This is a genomic window from Sphingobium sp. B12D2B, assembly GCF_025961775.1.
Taxonomy (GTDB): domain Bacteria; phylum Pseudomonadota; class Alphaproteobacteria; order Sphingomonadales; family Sphingomonadaceae; genus Sphingobium.
The window spans coordinates 1,831,175-1,848,713 of sequence record NZ_JAOQOH010000001.1; the positions used below are offsets into that span (position 1 = coordinate 1,831,175).

Sequence of the window (17,539 nt, forward strand, 5' to 3'; positions counted from 1 at the left end):
CCTCTTTGCCGTCGCTTCCCGGTGGGAAGGGTCAGATTGGGTATCGTGATGACCGACCGTCTTTCTTCCCTCATGGCCCGCGGCACCGCATTTCTCGGCAGCGAGACCGCGATCATCTGTGGCGCGATGAGCTGGGTGTCCGAGCGGCATCTCGTGTCAGCCGTCAGCAATGCCGGCGGCTTCGGCCTGATCGCGTGCGGCGCGATGACCCCGGATCTGCTCGATACCGAGATCGCCGCGACCAAGGCGATGACGGACAAGCCCTTTGGCGTGAACCTCATCACCATGCACCCGCAGCTGTTCGATTTGATCGCAGTCTGCGCACGTCATTCGGTGACGCATATCGTGCTGGCCGGCGGCCTGCCGCCCAAGGGCAGCATCGAGGCGATCAAGGCGAGCGGCGCCAAGGTGATCTGCTTCGCCCCAGCCTTGTCCTTGGCCAAGAAGCTGCACCGGTCGGGCGTCGATGCGCTGGTCATCGAAGGCATGGAAGCGGGCGGCCATATCGGCCCCGTGGCGACCAGTGTGCTCGCACAGGAAATCCTGCCGGTGATGGCAAGTGAGCTGCCGGTCTTCGTTGCCGGCGGCATCGGCCATGGCGAGGCGATCGCTGCTTATCTCGACATGGGCGCGGCCGGCGTGCAGCTCGGAACCCGCTTTGCCTGCGCCAGCGAGAGCATCGCCCACGCCAATTTCAAGAAGGCGTTCTTCCGGGCGTCGGCGCGCGATGCCATTGCCAGCGTGCAGATCGATTCGCGGCTACCGGTGATCCCCGTGCGCGCCCTGCGCAACGCCGGAACCGACGCCTTCACCGCCAAGCAGCGCGAAGTCGCGCAACTGCTCGACGACGGCAAGGTCGATATGGGTGAAGCGCAGCTGCAGATCGAGCATTATTGGGCCGGCGCCCTGCGCCGGGCGGTGATCGATGGCGACATCGAAAATGGCTCGCTGATGGCCGGCCAGTCCGTGGGCATGGTGACGAAGGAAGAACCCGTCGCCGAGATCATCACGACCCTGGTGGCCGAGGCGCGGGCCGCGTTGACGCGCCGGGTCGGCTGATCGCGGCGCTGCTCTCGCAGACAGCCTGTCGATCATTGGTTAACGGGTAGCGATATCACGGCGTTCCGTTTACAGCGGTGCGGACGCGCCGACTGGTGCGACCGTCGAAAAGAACAAGACGTCGGGAGAGGTGCCGTGCTGAAGGGCCGGTCAAATGACAGGTGCATGAGGGGCGCATTTTTGCGCGTTTCAACGCCTGCATGCGTGTCTGCCGCGTCTCCTTCTTTTCCGACTGGCTTTCTTCCTCTGCTGCTCGCCATTCCATCATCGTCTTTGCCGGGTTTCTCGCCCGGAAAGATCGAGACGAGGTTGGTTCCCGGCGGCAGTTTCTGATAGCAGGAACGCATGGATCAAACGCGGCGCCCGGAATCCCCATCGAGCAGTGCGGCCACGGCCGCGCGCAGAATTCTCTCTCGCCTCCATGAGGTGATGGCGGCGCGTACGCAGACGCAGGTGAAGCTCAACAAGGTCGTCGAGATTGTCGGACAGGAGCTTTCCAGTGAGGTCTGCTCGATTTACCTGCTGCGCGATGGCATGCTGGAGCTGTTCGCGACGCGCGGCCTCAAGCAGGAGGCCGTTCACGTCACGCGCCTGGCGCCGGGCGAGGGACTTGTTGGCACGATCGCCCAGAATGTCGAAACGCTCAACCTCGAGGAAGCCTCCGGCCATCCAGACTTTGCCTATCGGCCGGAAACGGGCGAGGAGCGCTTTCACAGCTTCGCCGGCGTGCCGATCGTCCGCCGTGAAAATGCGATTGGTGCATTGTGCGTCCAGCATCTTGACCCGCGCGGCTATGAGGAAGTCGAGATCGAGGCGCTGCAGACGGTGGCGATGGTGCTCGCCGAGCTGATCAATAACGCCAATCTGGTCGATGAAAATCCCGGCGAAGATCGCCCGCTCGAAACGGGCGCGAGCATCCTCTCGGGCTTGCAACTCGTGATGGGCATGGCGCGCGGCCACGCGGTCTTCCACCAACCGCGCGTGACCATCGAGCATACCGTCGCCGAGGATGTCGAGGTCGAGCGGCAGCGCGTCTACTCGGCGTTCGCCAAGATGCGCGAGCAGATCGAGCGCATGGCTGGGCAGGCGGAGTTCGGCATGGACGGCGAGCACAAGGAGGTGCTCGAGACCTACAAGATGTTCGCCTATGATGAAGGCTGGTCGCGGCGGATCAACGAAGCGATCGACTCCGGCCTCACGGCCGAGGCGGCAATCGAGCGGGTGCAGCAACGCACCCGGATGCGGATGCGGCAGATCGACGATCCGCTACTGCAGGACCGGATGCACGATCTGGAGGATCTTTCCAATCGCCTGCTGCGGATCGTGGCCGGGCAGCTCGGCACGGCAGCACAGCTTGGCCTGCGACAGGACACGATCCTGATCGCGCGCAATCTCGGGCCGGCGGAATTGCTGGAATATGACCGGCGGCGGTTGAAGGGCGTCGTGCTGGAAGAAGGCTCGCTGACCGCGCACGTCACCATCGTGGCGCGGGCGATGGGCGTGCCGGTGTTGGGCCGGGTCAAGAATACCCGGGCGCTGATCAACGAGGGCGATCTGCTGCTGCTCGATGTCAATCAGAACCGCCTTTACATCCGCCCCTCCGAGCCGATGGACGAGGCGTTCGAGAGCGGCCTGGCGCTCACGCAGAAGCGGCGCGCGGCCTATGCTGGGCAGCGCGATCTGCCGGCGGAGACAAAGGATGGCCAGCGCATCGAGCTGATGGTGAATGCCGGCCTGCGCGACGATGTCGCCGCGCTGGATGTGACGGGCGCCGATGGGATCGGCCTGTTCCGCACCGAGTTCCAGTTCCTCGTCTCGGCCACCCTGCCGCAGCGCGAGCGCCAGCAGCGGCTGTACAAGGAAGTGCTCGACGCAGCGGGCAACCGTCCGGTCATTTTCCGCACGGTCGATATCGGTGGGGACAAGGCGCTGCCTTATCTGCGCAAGAGCGATTCCGACGATGAGGAAAACCCCGCCATGGGCTGGCGCGCGGTGCGCCTCGCCCTTGAGCGAGACGGCCTGATGAAGGCGCAGGCCCGGGCATTGCTGGAGGCCGCAGCCGGACGGACCTTGCATGTCATGTTCCCGATGATCTCCGAACCTTGGGAACTGACGCAAGCGATGACGCTGTTTCGCGAACAGAAGGACTGGCTCGCAAAGCGAGGCCGAAAGCTTCCCAAGAGCGTAAAATATGGCGCGATGCTGGAAGTGCCGGCGCTCGCCGAAGCGCTCGACTTCGTGCTGCCGGACCTGGACTTTCTCTCCATCGGCACCAACGATCTCACCCAGTTCCTGTTCGCTGCCGACCGCGCCAACCCCAAACTGGCTGAGCGTTACGATTGGCTGAGCGTTGCGATCCTTCGCTTTCTCGCACGCGTCACGCGGACCTGCTCCGAACATGGGGTGCCGGTGGGGGTCTGTGGCGAAATGGGCGGACGCACGCTGGAAGCCATGGCCCTGCTCGGCCTTGGCATCCGCCGCCTTTCGATCACGCCAGCCTCGATAGGCCCGGTCAAGGCAATGGTGCGCTCGGTGGACCTCACGGCCTTGTCGCAGGTCACGGTCGATTTGCTAAAAGGCGGGGTTGCCAACCTTCGCGAGCCGCTGTCGCAATGGGCCGACGATAACGGCGTCGATCTCGGCTGAGAGCCTGTGCGGTGCTGCGCCAGCGAATTCGCGCGTTGACACCGCATAGCGACTGATGAAACAAAGGAACTGGCAAAAAGACCGAAAATAGACGGAAAAAGGCCTCAATGCGCGAAGATGCGAACGAAAAAGAGACGGTCGCGCGCAGCGGACTGAGTGCATCGGCGCAGATGCGGCAGGCGCGTGAGGCTGCGGGCATGTCACTTGATGATGTTGCGAACCGCACGCGGATCACCTTGCGCCATCTCACCGCGCTGGAAGCCGGTGACTATCAGGCCCTTCCCGGAACGACCTATTGCGCGGGCTTCTCGCGCGCTTATGCCCGCGCGGTCGGCATCGACGAACATGCCCTTGTCAGCAAGGTGCGTGAAGAAATCGCGGAAATGGGCGTCGAGCAGGACCCTTATGAGATTGAGGAGCCGGTCGATCCCAGCAGCGTTCCACCGCGCTATCTGGTGATCGCCGCCGCCGTAATCGCGCTGCTGTTTGCGGGCGGTTATGCGATCTGGCGGACGCAGTACATCACGCCGCCGACTGACGACCAGCTTGCGATCGAGCAGCGGACCGAGCCGCGTATCGCCGATCCACGCAACAAATCGGCGGCGCCCGCGCAGAGCCCGGCACAGGCACGCCCAAACGGCCCGGTGGTCCTGACCGCGGTAAACGAGGTTTGGCTGCGCATCTATCAGCCGGACGGAAAGCGTCTCTTCGAAGGGACGCTGGAGAAGGACAAGAGCTTCACCGTCCCGGCCGAGGCGCAGGACCCGATGATCCTCACCGGACGCCCGGATGCGCTGGCGGTGACCGTTGGCGGGCAGGCCATCCCGCCACTCGGGACTGCCGAGCGGACGATATCGGACGTTCCGCTGACGGCTGCGGCTTTGCTTGAACGGCGCGTTCAGCCCACAGACACCGATCCGGCGGCATCGCAGACCAGCAATGGTGATGCACCGCCGGCAGGTTGATGCTAGCAGGCAGGGCCTCGTCAACGGATGGCGCAGCGCTCATTGCGCCTCCGCCACCGGCCAACATGATTTGAACATATCAGGAATTTCACCATGGCAGCAGAGCTTTTCCCCCACGAGATGACCAGCAAACGGACCGGCGGCGGGATTGTCCGCGCCCTGCTCCTTGCCGGCGCCGGTCTGCCGCTGCTGTTCAGTGCCCCGGCGAGCGCCCAGCGCACGGTGGAAGGCCGCGTGGACCGCCTCGAGCAGGAAATGCGGGCCGTGCAGCGCAAGGTGTTCCCCGGCGGGGCGGGCCAGATCATGGCGCCGGAAGTCACGCCGCCGGCGCCGACGCCCGGTGTCGCAGCCGGTGCGCCCGCGACGACGCCTATTGCCGATCTGACGGCGCGAATCAACGCCGTCGAGGCGCAACTCGCTCGCCTCACCGGACAGATTGAGGAGAATGAGCACCGGCTCCGTCAGCTGGAAGAGAATTTCAAGACGATGAGCACCGCTCAGGCTGCTCCGGCGGTCGATCCGGCCAGTCCCTTTGGCCCGCCCAGCGCGCCTCTGCCCGACCGCGCGGCCCAGGCTGCGCCGGCGGCGACCCCGCGTCCGGCCGCGCAGCCGTCTCTCGTGGCCCGCACCGAAGCGGTGGCGGCGGTCGAGCGGCCCAGCACCGGCAATGCCGCGCTGGATAGTTACACCTATGGCTTCCGCCTCTGGACTGCGAAATTCTACCCCGAGGCGCAGGTGCAACTGCAGCAGACCGTCGACAAATATGGCAAGGATCCGGTCGCCAGCCGCGCCCACAATCTGCTCGGCCGTGCGTTTCTCGATGACAAGAAGCCGGCGGCTGCAGCCAAGATCTTCTACGAAAACTACCGGCAGCGCCCCGCTGGCGACCGCGCGGCGGAAAGCCTTGCCTGGGTCGGTGAGTCGCTCATTCAGCTCAACCGGCTGAAGGACGCGTGCCTCGCCTATGACGAGCTGAACGAGGTGTTCGGCGCCAACATGCCGGCCAGCGTGCGCGACATGATGACCAAGGGCCGGACCCGCGCCAAATGTAGTGGCTGACACGCTCGCGCAGCGGTTGCCCCAGGCGGTTCACCATCTGCTGGGGCGCGCCCTGCATGCATCCGAGCGCATCGGCATCGCAGTTTCGGGCGGGGCGGACAGCATGGCGCTGCTCGCGCTGGCGGGGCGTTGCTGGCCCGGGCAGGTCGAGGCGGCGACGGTCGATCACGGATTGCGGGCCGACTCCGCAGCAGAAGCGGCCATGGTCGCGCGCTGGTGCCAAAACGAGGGCGTACCCCACGCGATTTTGACAGTCGCACAGTCCCTCGAAGGCAATCTTCAGGCGGCGGCACGCGCTGCGCGCTATGCGTTGCTGGAGGATTGGCAGCAGGCGCGGGGCGTCGACTGGCTGATGACGGCGCATCAGGCGGACGATCAGCTTGAAACGCTGGTCCTGCGGCTCAATCGCGGGGCAGGGGTGGCGGGACTGTCAGCCATCCGGGCCCGGCGCGGGACATTGCTGCGGCCGCTGCTCAATGAGCGCCGCGCTGATCTGCGCGCGTGGTGCAAGAGCCAAAACGTCCCGTTCATCGACGATCCGAGCAACGAGAACCAGCGGTTCGACCGCGTAAGAGTTCGGCAGGCGCTGGCTGGCTGCGATCTCATCGACCCCGGTGGCATGAACCGCGCGCTAGAAGCGCTGGGCGAAGCGGAGGACACCATCGCCTGGATGCTGGACCGGCTCACCACCGAGCACCTCATGCTGTTCGAGGATCGCGCCGAGCTCGCCCGAACGGACCTGCCGCCCGAGCTCCTTCGCCGCCTGATCTTGTGCATGATTGCCCATCTCAATCCGCAGGCAGAAAAACCGCGCGGGCCATCGCTGGATCAAGCGCTTGTTCAACTTTTCGATGGTAAGACCGTCACCTTGGCAGACTGCCTTGTCACCGGAGGGGCGCGATGGACGATGCGGCGGGCACCACCGCGCAGGTCGTGCTGAGCCCAAAGCCGTTCCGGGCATTGTGTTCCGGGCAGGAAGTCCTATTTTGGACCGCGAAAGCGAGTGGTTGATGAACGATAACAAAGAGCCGCAAGGCAATCCATGGATCAAGAGCGCCCTCATATTGGCGGGCGTGTTTCTTGCGCTGCTGATGTTCGTGACGGTGTTCGACAGCAAGGGCATGAGCAACAACGGCACCGCGATTGCCTATTCCGATTTCCGCGACCGGGTTTCGGCCGATGCGGTGAAGGAAGTGGCGATCGGTCCGGACCGGATCAGTGGCGTGCTCAAGAACGATCAGCGTTTCGTCACCTACGCCGTGCCGGACCCGCAGCTCACGGCGCTGCTGGACGAGCATAAGGTCAAATATAGCGGCCAGCCCGAAGAACAGCCGAACTTCTGGATGATCCTGCTCTACCAGTCGCTGCCGTTCATCCTGATCCTCGGCATCGCCTTTTTCGTTTTGCGCCAGATGCAGAAGGGCGGCGGCGCCGGCGGCGCGATGGGCTTTGGCAAGTCCAAGGCCAAGCTGCTGACGGAAAAGCAGGGCCGGGTGACGTTCGACGACGTGGCCGGCATCGATGAGGCCCGTGAGGAGCTCCAGGAGATTGTCGAGTTCCTCAAGGACCCGAGCAAGTTTGCGCGACTGGGCGGCAAGATCCCCAAGGGGGCGCTGCTGGTCGGCTCGCCGGGCACCGGCAAAACGCTGCTGGCGCGCGCGATCGCGGGCGAGGCGGGCGTGCCGTTCTTCACCATTTCGGGCTCTGACTTCGTCGAAATGTTCGTGGGTGTCGGCGCAAGCCGCGTGCGCGACATGTTCGAGCAGGCCAAGAAGAACGCACCCTGCATCGTCTTCATCGACGAAATCGACGCCGTCGGTCGCCATCGTGGTGCGGGCCTGGGCAATGGCAATGACGAGCGCGAGCAGACGCTGAACCAGCTGCTGGTCGAGATGGACGGCTTTGAATCGAACGAAGGCATCATCATCATCGCCGCGACCAACCGGCCCGACGTGCTTGATCCGGCGCTGCTGCGCCCGGGTCGTTTCGACCGTCAGGTCGTCGTGCCGCGCCCGGATATCGAGGGGCGCATCAAGATCCTCGAAGTCCATATGGCCAAGGTGCCGCTGGCGCCCGACGTCGATGCGCGCACGATCGCGCGCGGTACGCCCGGCTTCTCCGGTGCCGATCTCGCCAATCTCGTCAACGAGGCGGCGCTGATGGCCGCGCGGCGCGGCAAGCGTCTTGTCGCGAGCGCCGAGTTCGAGGCGGCCAAGGATAAGGTCATGATGGGCTCCGAGCGGCGCTCCATGGTCATGACCGAGGACGAGAAGAAGATGACGGCCTATCATGAGGCTGGTCATGCCATCGTCGCGATCCACGAGCCGGCGTCCGATCCGATCCACAAGGCCACCATTATCCCGCGCGGCCGCGCGCTGGGCATGGTGATGCGTCTGCCGGAGCGGGACAGCTACAGCTATCACCGCGATAAGATGCACGCCAATCTGGCGGTCGCCATGGGCGGGCGAGTGGCTGAGGAAGTGATCTTCGGCCACGAGAAGGTGTCGTCCGGTGCCTCCGGCGACATCCAGTACGCCACGCGGCTCGCGCGCGACATGGTCACTCAATGGGGCATGTCCGACGAGCTGGGGCCGCTGCAATATGAGGAGCCGCAGGGCGAGACCTTCCTCGGCTACTCGCAAAGCCAGCGCGTGCACATGTCCAATGAAACCGCGCAGAAGATCGACGCGGAAATCCGTAAGGTCGTCGAGTCCGGTTATGATCGGGCCAAGACGGTGCTGAGCGATCATCTCGACCAGCTTCACCTGCTGGCCAATGCGCTGCTGGAGTTTGAAACACTCTCGGGCGACGAGATCAAGACTTTGATCGACAAGGGCGAACTCGTCCGTCCGAGTGGTGAGAAGATCCGGCCCTCTCCCGTCCCGGTGACCGGCACGTCGATCCCCAAGACGGGCAAGCGCAAAGGCCCGATCAGCGATCCGACGCCGCAAAACGTCTGACCCTCATGAGGGTGGACACGAAAGACTGATTGTCGCCGCGAGCCCACGGGCTTTGCGGCGACATTCATTTCAGCAGGCGGCTATTACAAGAAGCGGCACGGGAGGACGGATGCCCATCTATATCGACGAAAGCGGCAGTCTTCCCGCGGGCGCCATGATCATGGCTGGCGTCGAGATCGAGGCGGATGCCGCCGACCGGTTGCTGGCGCGGTTTCGTGCGGTTGTGGGTCTGCGCGGCGAGCTCAAGGGCAGCCGGATCGGTCTGGTCGAACGCGCCTTCTTCTTCGAACTGCTCGACCGGTTCGGTGCCCGGGCCAAGATCTGCATCATCCGCGCCGACCCGCAAGACGCCGGTCACCGTCCCGAAGACCTCGACGTCTATGTCGCGCTGCTCACGCAGCTGGTGGACGAATGGCGACCGGACGCGGAGGAGGATTGTCTGCAGGTCTTCATCGACGCGGGTCGTTACGACACGCTGGTGCTGGAATCCGTGCGGCACGACATTGCCAAAAGGCTCGCGCGATGCGGCAGCGCGCAGATGATCGACAGCAGGCGCTCGGCGGGGGTGCAGATTGCCGATGTCGTCGCCAACAGTTTCTACAACATCGCGATCCGGTCTGGTCGCTCCGCGCGGATCGAAACCATTGTCGACCCCTTTCTTACAGGCGGCGTGCTGCAAACCAGCGATTTGCGCCACAGGCCAGCACCCCGCGCGCCGCGTCCGGTGGCGGCAAGGCACGATTGACGTCGAATTCAGTCCCTAGCCGCATCAAAAAAGGCGGCTTCGACTTGTGCCGAAACCGCCTTTCGATCTGATGTTCTCAGGGCTTAGCCGTCGTAATCGGCACCCAGGCTGTGCGAGCGCGGGGGCGTCGCAGCGGTGAGGCGCAGCGCCTCGGCAGAGCGTGCGATCGAGCCGATTTCGTCCGGCGTGTCGTCGTCGTCGATCTGCATCTTCTGCATCGAACCGACGAGATCATGCTTGAGGTCGTCCGGCATGATCGTCTCTTCGGCGATCTCGCGCAGAGCCACGACCGGGTTCTTGTCGCGATCCCGATCAACGGTCAGTTCGGCGCCACCGGAGATGGTCCGGGCGCGCTGCGCCGCCAGGAGAACGAGGTCGAACCGGTTGGGAACCTTGTCGATGCAATCTTCGACAGTAACGCGCGCCATGCTTGGCTCCTGAGCAGATTAAGGAGAATGCGGGAAAGGCTGTCGGCTAACAGTCGAGGGAGCGAAAGTCAAGAAAATCGCAGGGGCGATGGGAGGCTCGCGGCGCTGCGATCATGGAAACAATAGTGTCCATCCGGCATTGAAAGGGTGGGATGCGCGCGTGATGATTGGCAAGGCAGGGTGGTTGACGCATGAGGGGGGCATGACAGGCAACGTCTCTACGCTGGCACCGCCCGTGCACGATGATCGCCTGCACGAGGTGGCCGGTAACAAGCTCAGGTTGCTGCCCGGCGGGCAGGACCGGCTCGATACGCTGCTCAGCCTGATTGGCAACGCGCGCGAGACGCTCGACCTCTATTTTTATATTTTCGCGTCCGACGACTGCAGCAGGCTGATCCGTGACGCTCTCATCGAGGCCTGCAAGCGCGGCGTCGCCGTCACACTGATGATCGACGCGTTCGGATCGGCGCGGACGCCCCATGGGTTCTTCGATGCCTTCATCGGTGCTGGCGGGCGTTTTGCGCGGTTTGGTGCACGCCGATCGATGCGCTACCTGATCCGCAATCATCAGAAGATCGTGATCTGCGACGGCCGCCGGGCGATGATCGGCGGGTTCAATTGTGAGAACAGCTACTTCGCCGGTCCCGAGGACGCGGATGGCTGGTGCGACCTCGGCCTCGCGCTTGAAGGACCGCTCGTCGCAAATCTCGCTCGATGGTATGAGGGATTGGCGAAGTGGAGCCTGGAGAGCCGGCAGCGGTTCAGTCAGTTGCGGCGGCTGGTCCGCACCTGGCAGCCCGGCGAAGGAAAGGCGCGCTGGCTGATCGGCGGGCCAACCCGGTTTCTCAACAGCTGGGCCAAGTGCGTGAAGACAGATTTGCACCATGGCCGCACGCTCGATCTGGTCGCGGCCTATTTTTCCCCGAGCCCCGGCATCATGCGCCGCATAGCCGGCATCGCCCAGCGTGGGAGCGCCCGGCTCATCACGCCGGAGCGATCCGACAACACCACCACGGTCGGGGCTGCCCGGCACTTGTATCGGCGGCTGCTGCGGGCCGGGGTGCGAATCCTGGAATATCAGCCGCAGAAGCTGCACATGAAGCTGATCGTCATCGATGACGTCGTCTATGTCGGGTCCGCAAATTTCGATATGCGCAGCCTGTTCCTCAATCTGGAGCTGATGCTGCGCATCGAGGATGCCGAATTTGCCCGCGCCGCGCGCGCGCTGGTCGACACGATGGCGAAGGACAGCACGGTCATCGACGGCCGCACTTATGCGGCGCTCGCCAGTCCATTCAGTCGGTTTCGCTGGTGGATTGATTATCTTCTGGTCGGCGTGGCCGACTATACCGTTACGCGACGGCTAAACTTTCGGCGTCGCTGAGCGCGGCACTCGCTTCGTCGCCCTTGCGGGCCCAGAAAAGGCGGGCAGGGGGGATGCACCGCCACACCATGCCCTGCGCCACATTCGCGAAATTGGCTTCAAGGCGCGAGAGCACGAAGCGCGAATATTGATAGACGAGAAACTGGCCGCCCGGACGGATCGCACGCGCCGTCGCGGCCGCGATGTCGTCGGCGACGGCGGGGGGCAGGGTGGAAAAGGGCAGGCCGGAGATGATGTAGTCCGCCGCCTCGAAGCCCTCGCGCGCAAGAATGGCTTCCACATCGGCGGCCGATCCTTCCACGCAGATGAGCCTCGGATCCGCAATATGCTGGCGCAGATGGTTCACGAACATGGGATTGGTGTCGATGGCGATCAGCCGCGCGTCCGGCCCAAGCCGCTCAAGAATACGCCGGGTGAACACTCCGGTGCCCGGCCCATATTCGACGACGCAAGGCACATCCTGCCAGTCGACTGGATCAAGCAGGGCGTGGATCGCGATGTCGGATGTGGGGATCACCGATCCTACCATCCGCGGATGGCGGATGAACTGTTGAAGGAACAAAAATTTGGGAGACATTGCCAACGTCGTTGCGGTCACTTTCCGGGCTTCCCTCTCTTTGACGTGACAAATTAACGCGCGACGCGCAAGGTCGTTTCTTAAGCCTTGAAGAATATTGCTAAAATTCTTCGGCCGACACCAATTCTTATCGCGCGCTTGTCTTAGGCTGTTGGGCCGCTCTGCTTGTCGCCCAGCTCCAGACCGTGCTTCATGAGCATGGGGACATTGGCCATGGCGAACAGCATCGAGGCAGCGGTGACGCCCCAAACCTTGACCAGCAGCCAGGTATCGAAATCGAGCGACATCCGCATCAGTTCATTCGCCACGCCCAGCGCCGCGAAGAAGAAGCCCCAGTTGCGCGAGAGCTTGAGCCAGCCCGTTTCATCCAGCCCGCTATAGGCCGACTGCAGCAGGTAGCGCAGCAACGGGCGGCCGCCCATCCAGCCGCCGATCAGCATCAGCGCGAAGAAGCCGTAAATGATCGTCGGCTTGAGCTGGATGAAGGCCGGATCATGGAAATACAGCGTCAGGGCGCCGAAGAAGAGGACGAGGATCGCCGAGAGCCAGAGCATCGGCGACACTTTGCCCAGCCGCCATTTGCTGACCACGACGGCCACCGCAATCGCGGCCATGAAGGCGGCGGTGCCGGCAAACATCCCGATGACCTTGGTGGCGAGGAAGAAGACGAGCAACGGCCCGAAATCGAGCGCCATCGGCAGCCAGCTTTCGCCCTTGGGGCCGGGCGCGATCGGCGCGGAATCGATGGTCGCATCGACGCGGGGCGGGGCTTTGTCGTCAGCGTGCATAAGCCGCTCCTGCAATGGCGTGGGCGAGTTCGCCGGGGTCGAAGGGGCGCAGATCGTCGATCTTCTCGCCTACGCCGATGGCGTGAATGGGCAGGCCGAATTTCTCGGCCGCCGCGACCAGAACGCCGCCCCGCGCCGTGCCATCCAGCTTGGTCATCACCAGCCCGGTGACGTTAGCGACATTCTGGAAAATCTCGATCTGCGACAGCGCATTCTGGCCGGTCGTCGCGTCGAGCACGAGCACGACATCGTGCGGCGCGGCGGGATTGAGGCGCCCCAGCACGCGGCGGATCTTGGCCAGCTCGTCCATCAACTCGGTGCGGTTCTGCAACCGCCCGGCGGTATCGACGATAAGGATGTCCGTGCCCTGCGCGGTCGCCTGCTTGACCGCGTCGAACACCACGCCTGCCGCATCGCCGCCTTCGGGCCCGGTGACGATGGGCACGCCCAACCGCTCGGCCCAGATGCGCAACTGGCCGATGGCCGCGGCGCGGAAGGTGTCGCCGGCCGCCAGCATCACGCTGTAGTCCTGCTCCTGGAACAGATGCGCGAGCTTGGCGATGGTCGTCGTCTTGCCCGAGCCGTTGACGCCGATGACTAGGATGACCTGCGGGCGCGGGAAAGCCTCGATCTCGATGGGCTTGGCTACCGGGGTCAGCACCTTCTCGATTTCCTCGGCGAGGATCTCGCGCAGATATTCCTCGGTCAGTTCCTTGTTGAAGCGCCCCTCGGCCAGCCGGTCACGGATGCGCGCGGCCATCGCCGGCCCGAGATCGGTGGTGTAGAGCGCTTCCTCGAGTTCATCGAGCGTCTGCTCATCCAGAGCGGCCTTGGCAAAGACGCCGGAAATGCTCTCACCGAGCCGGTCGGAAGTGCGTTTGAAGCCGCCGAAAAGACGGTCGCGCCAGGAAAGTTCAGCCATGCTCGGCTCCATGCGCGATGAGCGTGTTTCCCTCAAGCCCCGTGATGCGGGCGCGGACAATCTCGCCGGGCTTTTGTGGGGTAGCAAAGCGGACCGATGCGAAGCTCTCGCCATGGCCTATGAGGCCGCTGGTCTCGATCAGCACGCTCTGGGTGGAGCCGACGAGGGCGCGAAGCCATACCGTCCGTTCCGCTTCACAGGCGGCCCGAAGCCGCGCGGCGCGCTCACGGATTACGGCCCGGTCGAGCTGGGGCATCCGCGCTGCCGGGGTGGCGTCACGCGGAGAATAAGGGAAAATATGGCCGTGAACGATGCGGCAATCGCGGACCAGCGCCAAGCTGTTCTCGAACATCGCGTCATCCTCGGTCGGGAAGCCGGCGATGATGTCCGCGCCGATGGCGATCTCCGGGCGCCGCGCGTGCAAGCGCTCGACCAGATCGACGGCTTGGGCACGGCTATGCCGACGCTTCATCCGCTTGAGGATCATGTCGTCGCCTGCCTGCAGCGAGAGATGGACATGCGGCATGAGCCGCGGTTCGCCGGAGATGAGGTCGAACAGCCGGTCGTCGATCTCGATGCCGTCGAGCGAGGAGAGGCGCAGGCGGGGCAGATCGGGCACATGGCGCAGGATGCGCTCGACCAGCAGCCCGAGACTGGGCGTGCCGGGCAGGTCCGGGCCATAGCTCGTCACGTCGACGCCGGTGAGCACGATTTCCTGCACGCCCTCATCGACCAGCGCGCGAACCTGATCCACGACGGCGCCGGCCGGCACCGAGCGGCTCGGCCCACGCCCGAAGGGGATGATGCAGAAGGTGCAGCGATGATCGCAGCCATTCTGCACCACGACGAAGGCGCGAACCCGCTCGGCAAAGGCAGCCAGCATGTGCGGCGCCTGATGTTCCAGCGTCATGATATCGGCGACACGGACCCGCTCGGGCGATGGAATCTCTCCTCCGTTCGTGTCGAGCGAAGTCGAGACACCAGAGGACGAGCCTGGCCGTATCTCGACTTCGCTCGATACGAACGGAGAGGTCCGGAGATGCTCTGCAAAGGCTGCTTTCTCGCCATTGCCGATGACGGCAGTCACCTCCGGCATAGCAGCGAACATTCCGGGGTCGGTCTGCGCCGCGCAGCCCGTGACCACGATGCGCGCTTCCGGCCGGGTGCGGTGGGCGCGGCGAATGGCCTGGCGGGTCTGGCGAACGGCCTCGCCGGTGACCGCGCAGCTGTTCACCACGACAAGATCATCCCGCCCCCCCAGCTGCTGGCGAATGGCCTCACTCTCGGCGATGTTGAGCCGGCAGCCGAGCGTGATGACCTCGGGGCCGGTCATGCGGCGGGTGCGAACTCTGCCGGATCGAGCGTGCCGTCGAACACATGGGCAGCCGGGCCGGTCATGCTGATATGGCCGCCGGGCGCCCAATCGATGAGAAGATCGCCGCCCGGCAGGCTAACCCGCACCGGCCCTTGCGCGATCCGCCGGCGAAGCGCGCTGACTGCCGTCGCGCAGGCGCCGGTCCCGCAGGCCTGGGTGAAGCCAGCTCCGCGTTCCCAGACCACCAACCGAATATGATCGGGCGCGAGCATCTGCGCGAAATTCACGTTCACGCGGGCTGGGAACAGCGGATCATGCTCGATCAGCGGCCCGAGGCGCGCCATGTCCACATCATCCAGCGCATCGACGAAGAACACCACATGCGGGTTGCCAATGCTCACCGCGGACGGCGCCGGCAGATCGTCCCAGCTCACCGGCATGGTGAGCGTGTCCATGGCATAAGCCAGCGGCACCTGCTCCCAATCCGTCCGCGCCTCGCCCATGTCGACGCTGACCAGATCGCCCTGGCGATGGGCCTCCAGCAGTCCGGCATTGGTCTCGATGGTCACGTCCCGTCCCACGAACAGCGGCACGCAGCGGGTGGCATTGCCGCACGCATCGACCTCGCTGCCATCCTGGTTGAAGATGCGCATGGAGACATCGGCGCGCTCGGAGGCGCCGACGACGATCAGCTGATCGCATCCCACCCCGGTCCGACGGTCGGCAATGGCCCGCGCCAGCTGCTCGGTCATGACGACCGGTCGCTCGCGGGCATCGATGACCACGAAGTCATTTCCGAGGCCATGCATCTTGGCGAAAGAGAAAAGGGCGGGGTTGGCAGACATGCGGCGCATTTAGGCGCGCGAGGCGGCGAAGTCCATGTTTCGCGGAAAAATGCAGCCGCGCGGGGTTGTCACTGCGGCCCCCAACGCCCATTCTCTATCGAAGCTGATGAGATGGAGGAGGCATGATGAGACGATTGACCCTGATGGCGGCACTGGCGCTTCTTTCTGCCTGCGGCCAATCCGGGTCAAATCTGTCGGAGGACGTCTCGAACAGCCTCAACGTGCTGGAAGGCGATGTCGGATCGCAAGCCAAGGCAGCCAATGCGATGAACGGCGCCGGCAATAGCGCAGCGAATAGCGCAGAACCCGGCAAAGTGCTCGTCGGTGGCCTGCCTTTGCGGCTGGGCTATTATGTTTCCAATGAAACGGCGTGTGAGTCAGCCTCTAAAGCCACGGTCACGCTGATCGGCCGGAATGGCTATAGCGGCGCGCGCTACAGTTGCACCTTCGGCACCATCGAGAAAACCGGACCCACCACCTATCGGGTGACCGAGACATGCCGCGAAGGCGATGCCATCGCGAACCGGCAGGAGGTGCGCACCAGCACCCGGACCTATGACGTGACCGATGCGGAAAATTACGCCGCCCAATCGGACAGCGGCTGGGCCAACAAGGCGCGCTACTGCCCGCAGAGCAGCCTGCCGGCACCGTGGAAAGACGAGGATATGCGCGCGCTGACCGGCGCGCCGCCACCCGAAAAGCCCTGACGCTTCACCGGCGGGGTACAAGTACCCGCCACCAAGATTGCGCTTTTGCCTCTGCGGCTCTTTTGCGGTATCCGGCCCGCAGTTCCCCTCATTCAACCGCTGGAGAAGCCCCTGTGGGATATCGTGTCGTCGTCGTAGGCGCCACCGGCAACGTCGGTCGCGAAATGCTCAACATCCTTGCCGAGCGGGAGTTCCCCATCGACGAGATCGCGGCCGTTGCCAGCGCGCGGTCGACGGGCGACGAGATCGAGTTCGGCGAGACCGGCAAGATGCTCAAGGTCAAGAATATCGAGCATTTCGATTTTACGGGCTGGGATATGGCCCTGTTCGCCGCCGGCTCCGGACCGACCAAGGAATATGCCCCCAAGGCTGCTGCGGCCGGCTGCGTGGTGATCGACAACAGCTCGCTCTACCGCATGGACCCCGATGTTCCGCTCATCGTGCCGGAGGTGAATCCCGAGGCCATCGAGGGCTACAAGCGCAAGAACATCATCGCCAACCCCAATTGCTCGACAGCCCAGCTCGTCGTGGCGCTCAAGCCACTGCACGATGCCGCCAAGATCAAGCGCGTGGTGGTGGCGACTTATCAGTCCGTCTCCGGCGCCGGCAAGGAGGGGATGGACGAGCTGTTCGAGCAGAGCCGTAACATCTTCGTCGGCGATTCTGCCGAGCCGAAGAAGTTCACCAAGCAGATCGCCTTCAACGTCATTCCCCACATTGACGTGTTTCTCGACGATGGCTCCACCAAGGAAGAGTGGAAGATGGTCGTTGAGACCAAGAAGATCCTCGATCCCAAGATCAAGGTCACGGCGACCTGCGTGCGCGTTCCGGTATTCGTCGGCCACAGCGAGGCCGTGAACATCGAGTTCGAGGATGAGATCAGCGCGAAGGAAGCGCAGAAGATCCTGCGTGAGGCGCCGGGCGTGATGCTCGTCGACAAGCATGAGGACGGCGGATACGTCACCCCGGTCGAGTGCGTGGGCGACTATGCAACCTTCGTCAGCCGCGTACGCGAGGATTCGACCGTCGAGAACGGCCTGTCGCTCTGGTGCGTCTCGGATAATCTGCGCAAGGGCGCAGCGCTGAATGCGGTGCAGATCGCCGAACTGCTCGGCCGCAAGCACCTGCAGAAGGGCTGA

At 64.2% G+C, this 17,539-nt stretch carries 16 protein-coding genes; 10 read left to right on the forward strand and 6 right to left on the reverse strand.

Features of this window, described 5'->3' with window-relative positions:
• Positions 1 to 48: 48 nt before the first annotated feature.
• The 7 genes from M2335_RS08715 (at position 49) to M2335_RS08745 (ending at position 9,434) form a co-directional block, all read left to right on the forward strand.
• Positions 49 to 1,059, forward strand: a complete 1,011-nt coding sequence (locus M2335_RS08715) for an NAD(P)H-dependent flavin oxidoreductase (RefSeq protein ID WP_264578952.1) — start codon at positions 49 to 51, stop codon at positions 1,057 to 1,059.
• A gap of 345 nt (positions 1,060 to 1,404) precedes the next feature.
• The gene (gene ptsP / locus M2335_RS08720; protein ID WP_264594420.1) at positions 1,405 to 3,705 is read left to right on the forward strand and encodes a phosphoenolpyruvate--protein phosphotransferase; all 2,301 of its coding nucleotides are present in this window, start codon (positions 1,405 to 1,407) and stop codon (positions 3,703 to 3,705) included.
• A gap of 107 nt (positions 3,706 to 3,812) precedes the next feature.
• On the forward strand, positions 3,813 to 4,670 hold the full coding sequence (locus M2335_RS08725) for a helix-turn-helix domain-containing protein (protein WP_264594421.1): 858 nt from the start codon (positions 3,813 to 3,815) through the stop codon (positions 4,668 to 4,670).
• A 93-nt stretch (positions 4,671 to 4,763) separates the two neighbouring features.
• Positions 4,764 to 5,729: a hypothetical protein gene (locus tag M2335_RS08730; RefSeq protein WP_413716112.1), complete on the forward strand. Its 966-nt coding sequence runs from the start codon at positions 4,764 to 4,766 to the stop codon at positions 5,727 to 5,729.
• Complete coding sequence (gene tilS, locus M2335_RS08735; protein WP_264594422.1) at positions 5,722 to 6,669, forward strand: tRNA lysidine(34) synthetase TilS; 948 nt, start codon at positions 5,722 to 5,724, stop codon at positions 6,667 to 6,669. Before M2335_RS08730 ends, tilS begins: the two co-directional genes overlap by 8 nt.
• Before the next feature lie 70 nt (positions 6,670 to 6,739).
• Complete coding sequence (gene ftsH, locus M2335_RS08740) at positions 6,740 to 8,689, forward strand: ATP-dependent zinc metalloprotease FtsH (protein ID WP_181559746.1); 1,950 nt, start codon at positions 6,740 to 6,742, stop codon at positions 8,687 to 8,689.
• A 109-nt stretch (positions 8,690 to 8,798) separates the two neighbouring features.
• The gene (locus M2335_RS08745) at positions 8,799 to 9,434 is read left to right on the forward strand and encodes a DUF3800 domain-containing protein (protein WP_264575715.1); all 636 of its coding nucleotides are present in this window, start codon (positions 8,799 to 8,801) and stop codon (positions 9,432 to 9,434) included.
• Between the two features lie 83 nt (positions 9,435 to 9,517).
• Here M2335_RS08745 and rpoZ read toward each other — a convergent pair whose 3' ends face one another.
• Entirely contained in the window at positions 9,518 to 9,862 is a 345-nt protein-coding gene (rpoZ, locus tag M2335_RS08750; RefSeq protein ID WP_181559744.1) for a DNA-directed RNA polymerase subunit omega, read from the reverse strand.
• Between the two features lie 202 nt (positions 9,863 to 10,064).
• On the opposite strand from rpoZ, the gene M2335_RS08755 reads away from it, so the two are divergent.
• Positions 10,065 to 11,246: a phospholipase D-like domain-containing protein gene (locus M2335_RS08755; protein ID WP_264594423.1), complete on the forward strand. Its 1,182-nt coding sequence runs from the start codon at positions 10,065 to 10,067 to the stop codon at positions 11,244 to 11,246.
• Here M2335_RS08755 and M2335_RS08760 read toward each other — a convergent pair.
• The 5 genes from M2335_RS08760 to dapF all read right to left on the reverse strand — a co-directional run bounded on the left by M2335_RS08760 (position 11,215) and on the right by dapF (position 15,693).
• Complete coding sequence (locus tag M2335_RS08760) at positions 11,215 to 11,763, reverse strand: class I SAM-dependent methyltransferase (protein ID WP_264594424.1); 549 nt, start codon at positions 11,761 to 11,763, stop codon at positions 11,215 to 11,217. The two genes, M2335_RS08755 and M2335_RS08760, sit on opposite strands and share 32 nt — an antisense overlap.
• A gap of 203 nt (positions 11,764 to 11,966) precedes the next feature.
• A complete protein-coding gene (locus tag M2335_RS08765) occupies positions 11,967 to 12,611 on the reverse strand; it encodes an inner membrane-spanning protein YciB (protein WP_413714723.1) in 645 nt (214 codons plus the stop codon).
• Positions 12,601 to 13,533, reverse strand: a complete 933-nt coding sequence (gene ftsY / locus M2335_RS08770; protein WP_264572890.1) for a signal recognition particle-docking protein FtsY — start codon at positions 13,531 to 13,533, stop codon at positions 12,601 to 12,603. The genes M2335_RS08765 and ftsY overlap by 11 nt, the downstream gene beginning before the upstream one ends.
• Positions 13,526 to 14,866, reverse strand: a complete 1,341-nt coding sequence (gene mtaB / locus M2335_RS08775; RefSeq protein ID WP_264594425.1) for a tRNA (N(6)-L-threonylcarbamoyladenosine(37)-C(2))-methylthiotransferase MtaB — start codon at positions 14,864 to 14,866, stop codon at positions 13,526 to 13,528. The genes ftsY and mtaB overlap by 8 nt, the downstream gene beginning before the upstream one ends.
• A complete protein-coding gene (gene dapF / locus M2335_RS08780; RefSeq protein WP_264594426.1) occupies positions 14,863 to 15,693 on the reverse strand; it encodes a diaminopimelate epimerase in 831 nt (276 codons plus the stop codon). Before dapF ends, mtaB begins: the two co-directional genes overlap by 4 nt.
• Before the next feature lie 125 nt (positions 15,694 to 15,818).
• Here dapF and M2335_RS08785 point away from each other — a divergent pair, with 125 nt between their 5' ends.
• Together M2335_RS08785 and M2335_RS08790 are read left to right on the forward strand one after the other, a co-directional pair.
• Entirely contained in the window at positions 15,819 to 16,400 is a 582-nt protein-coding gene (locus M2335_RS08785; RefSeq protein WP_264594428.1) for a hypothetical protein, read from the forward strand.
• Positions 16,401 to 16,513: 113 nt separating this feature from the next.
• Positions 16,514 to 17,539: an aspartate-semialdehyde dehydrogenase gene (locus M2335_RS08790; RefSeq protein ID WP_264570363.1), complete on the forward strand. Its 1,026-nt coding sequence runs from the start codon at positions 16,514 to 16,516 to the stop codon at positions 17,537 to 17,539.

What these genes read in the sequence shown, in the direction of transcription:
- ftsH (WP_181559746.1), top strand. Translation starts at nt 6,740, where the DNA reads ATGAACGATAACAAAGAGCCGCAAGGCAATCCATGGATCAAGAGCGCC.
- M2335_RS08785 (WP_264594428.1), top strand. Translation starts at nt 15,819, where the DNA reads ATGAGACGATTGACCCTGATGGCGGCACTGGCGCTTCTTTCTGCCTGC.
- dapF (WP_264594426.1), bottom strand. Translation starts at nt 15,693, where the DNA reads ATGTCTGCCAACCCCGCCCTTTTCTCTTTCGCCAAGATGCATGGCCTC.
- ftsY (WP_264572890.1), bottom strand. Translation starts at nt 13,533, where the DNA reads ATGGCTGAACTTTCCTGGCGCGACCGTCTTTTCGGCGGCTTCAAACGC.
- rpoZ (WP_181559744.1), bottom strand. Translation starts at nt 9,862, where the DNA reads ATGGCGCGCGTTACTGTCGAAGATTGCATCGACAAGGTTCCCAACCGG.
- M2335_RS08725 (WP_264594421.1), top strand. Translation starts at nt 3,813, where the DNA reads ATGCGCGAAGATGCGAACGAAAAAGAGACGGTCGCGCGCAGCGGACTG.
- ptsP (WP_264594420.1), top strand. Translation starts at nt 1,405, where the DNA reads ATGGATCAAACGCGGCGCCCGGAATCCCCATCGAGCAGTGCGGCCACG.
- M2335_RS08765 (WP_413714723.1), bottom strand. Translation starts at nt 12,611, where the DNA reads ATGCACGCTGACGACAAAGCCCCGCCCCGCGTCGATGCGACCATCGAT.
- M2335_RS08755 (WP_264594423.1), top strand. Translation starts at nt 10,065, where the DNA reads ATGACAGGCAACGTCTCTACGCTGGCACCGCCCGTGCACGATGATCGC.
- M2335_RS08730 (WP_413716112.1), top strand. Translation starts at nt 4,764, where the DNA reads ATGGCAGCAGAGCTTTTCCCCCACGAGATGACCAGCAAACGGACCGGC.
- M2335_RS08745 (WP_264575715.1), top strand. Translation starts at nt 8,799, where the DNA reads ATGCCCATCTATATCGACGAAAGCGGCAGTCTTCCCGCGGGCGCCATG.
- mtaB (WP_264594425.1), bottom strand. Translation starts at nt 14,866, where the DNA reads ATGACCGGCCCCGAGGTCATCACGCTCGGCTGCCGGCTCAACATCGCC.
- M2335_RS08715 (WP_264578952.1), top strand. Translation starts at nt 49, where the DNA reads ATGACCGACCGTCTTTCTTCCCTCATGGCCCGCGGCACCGCATTTCTC.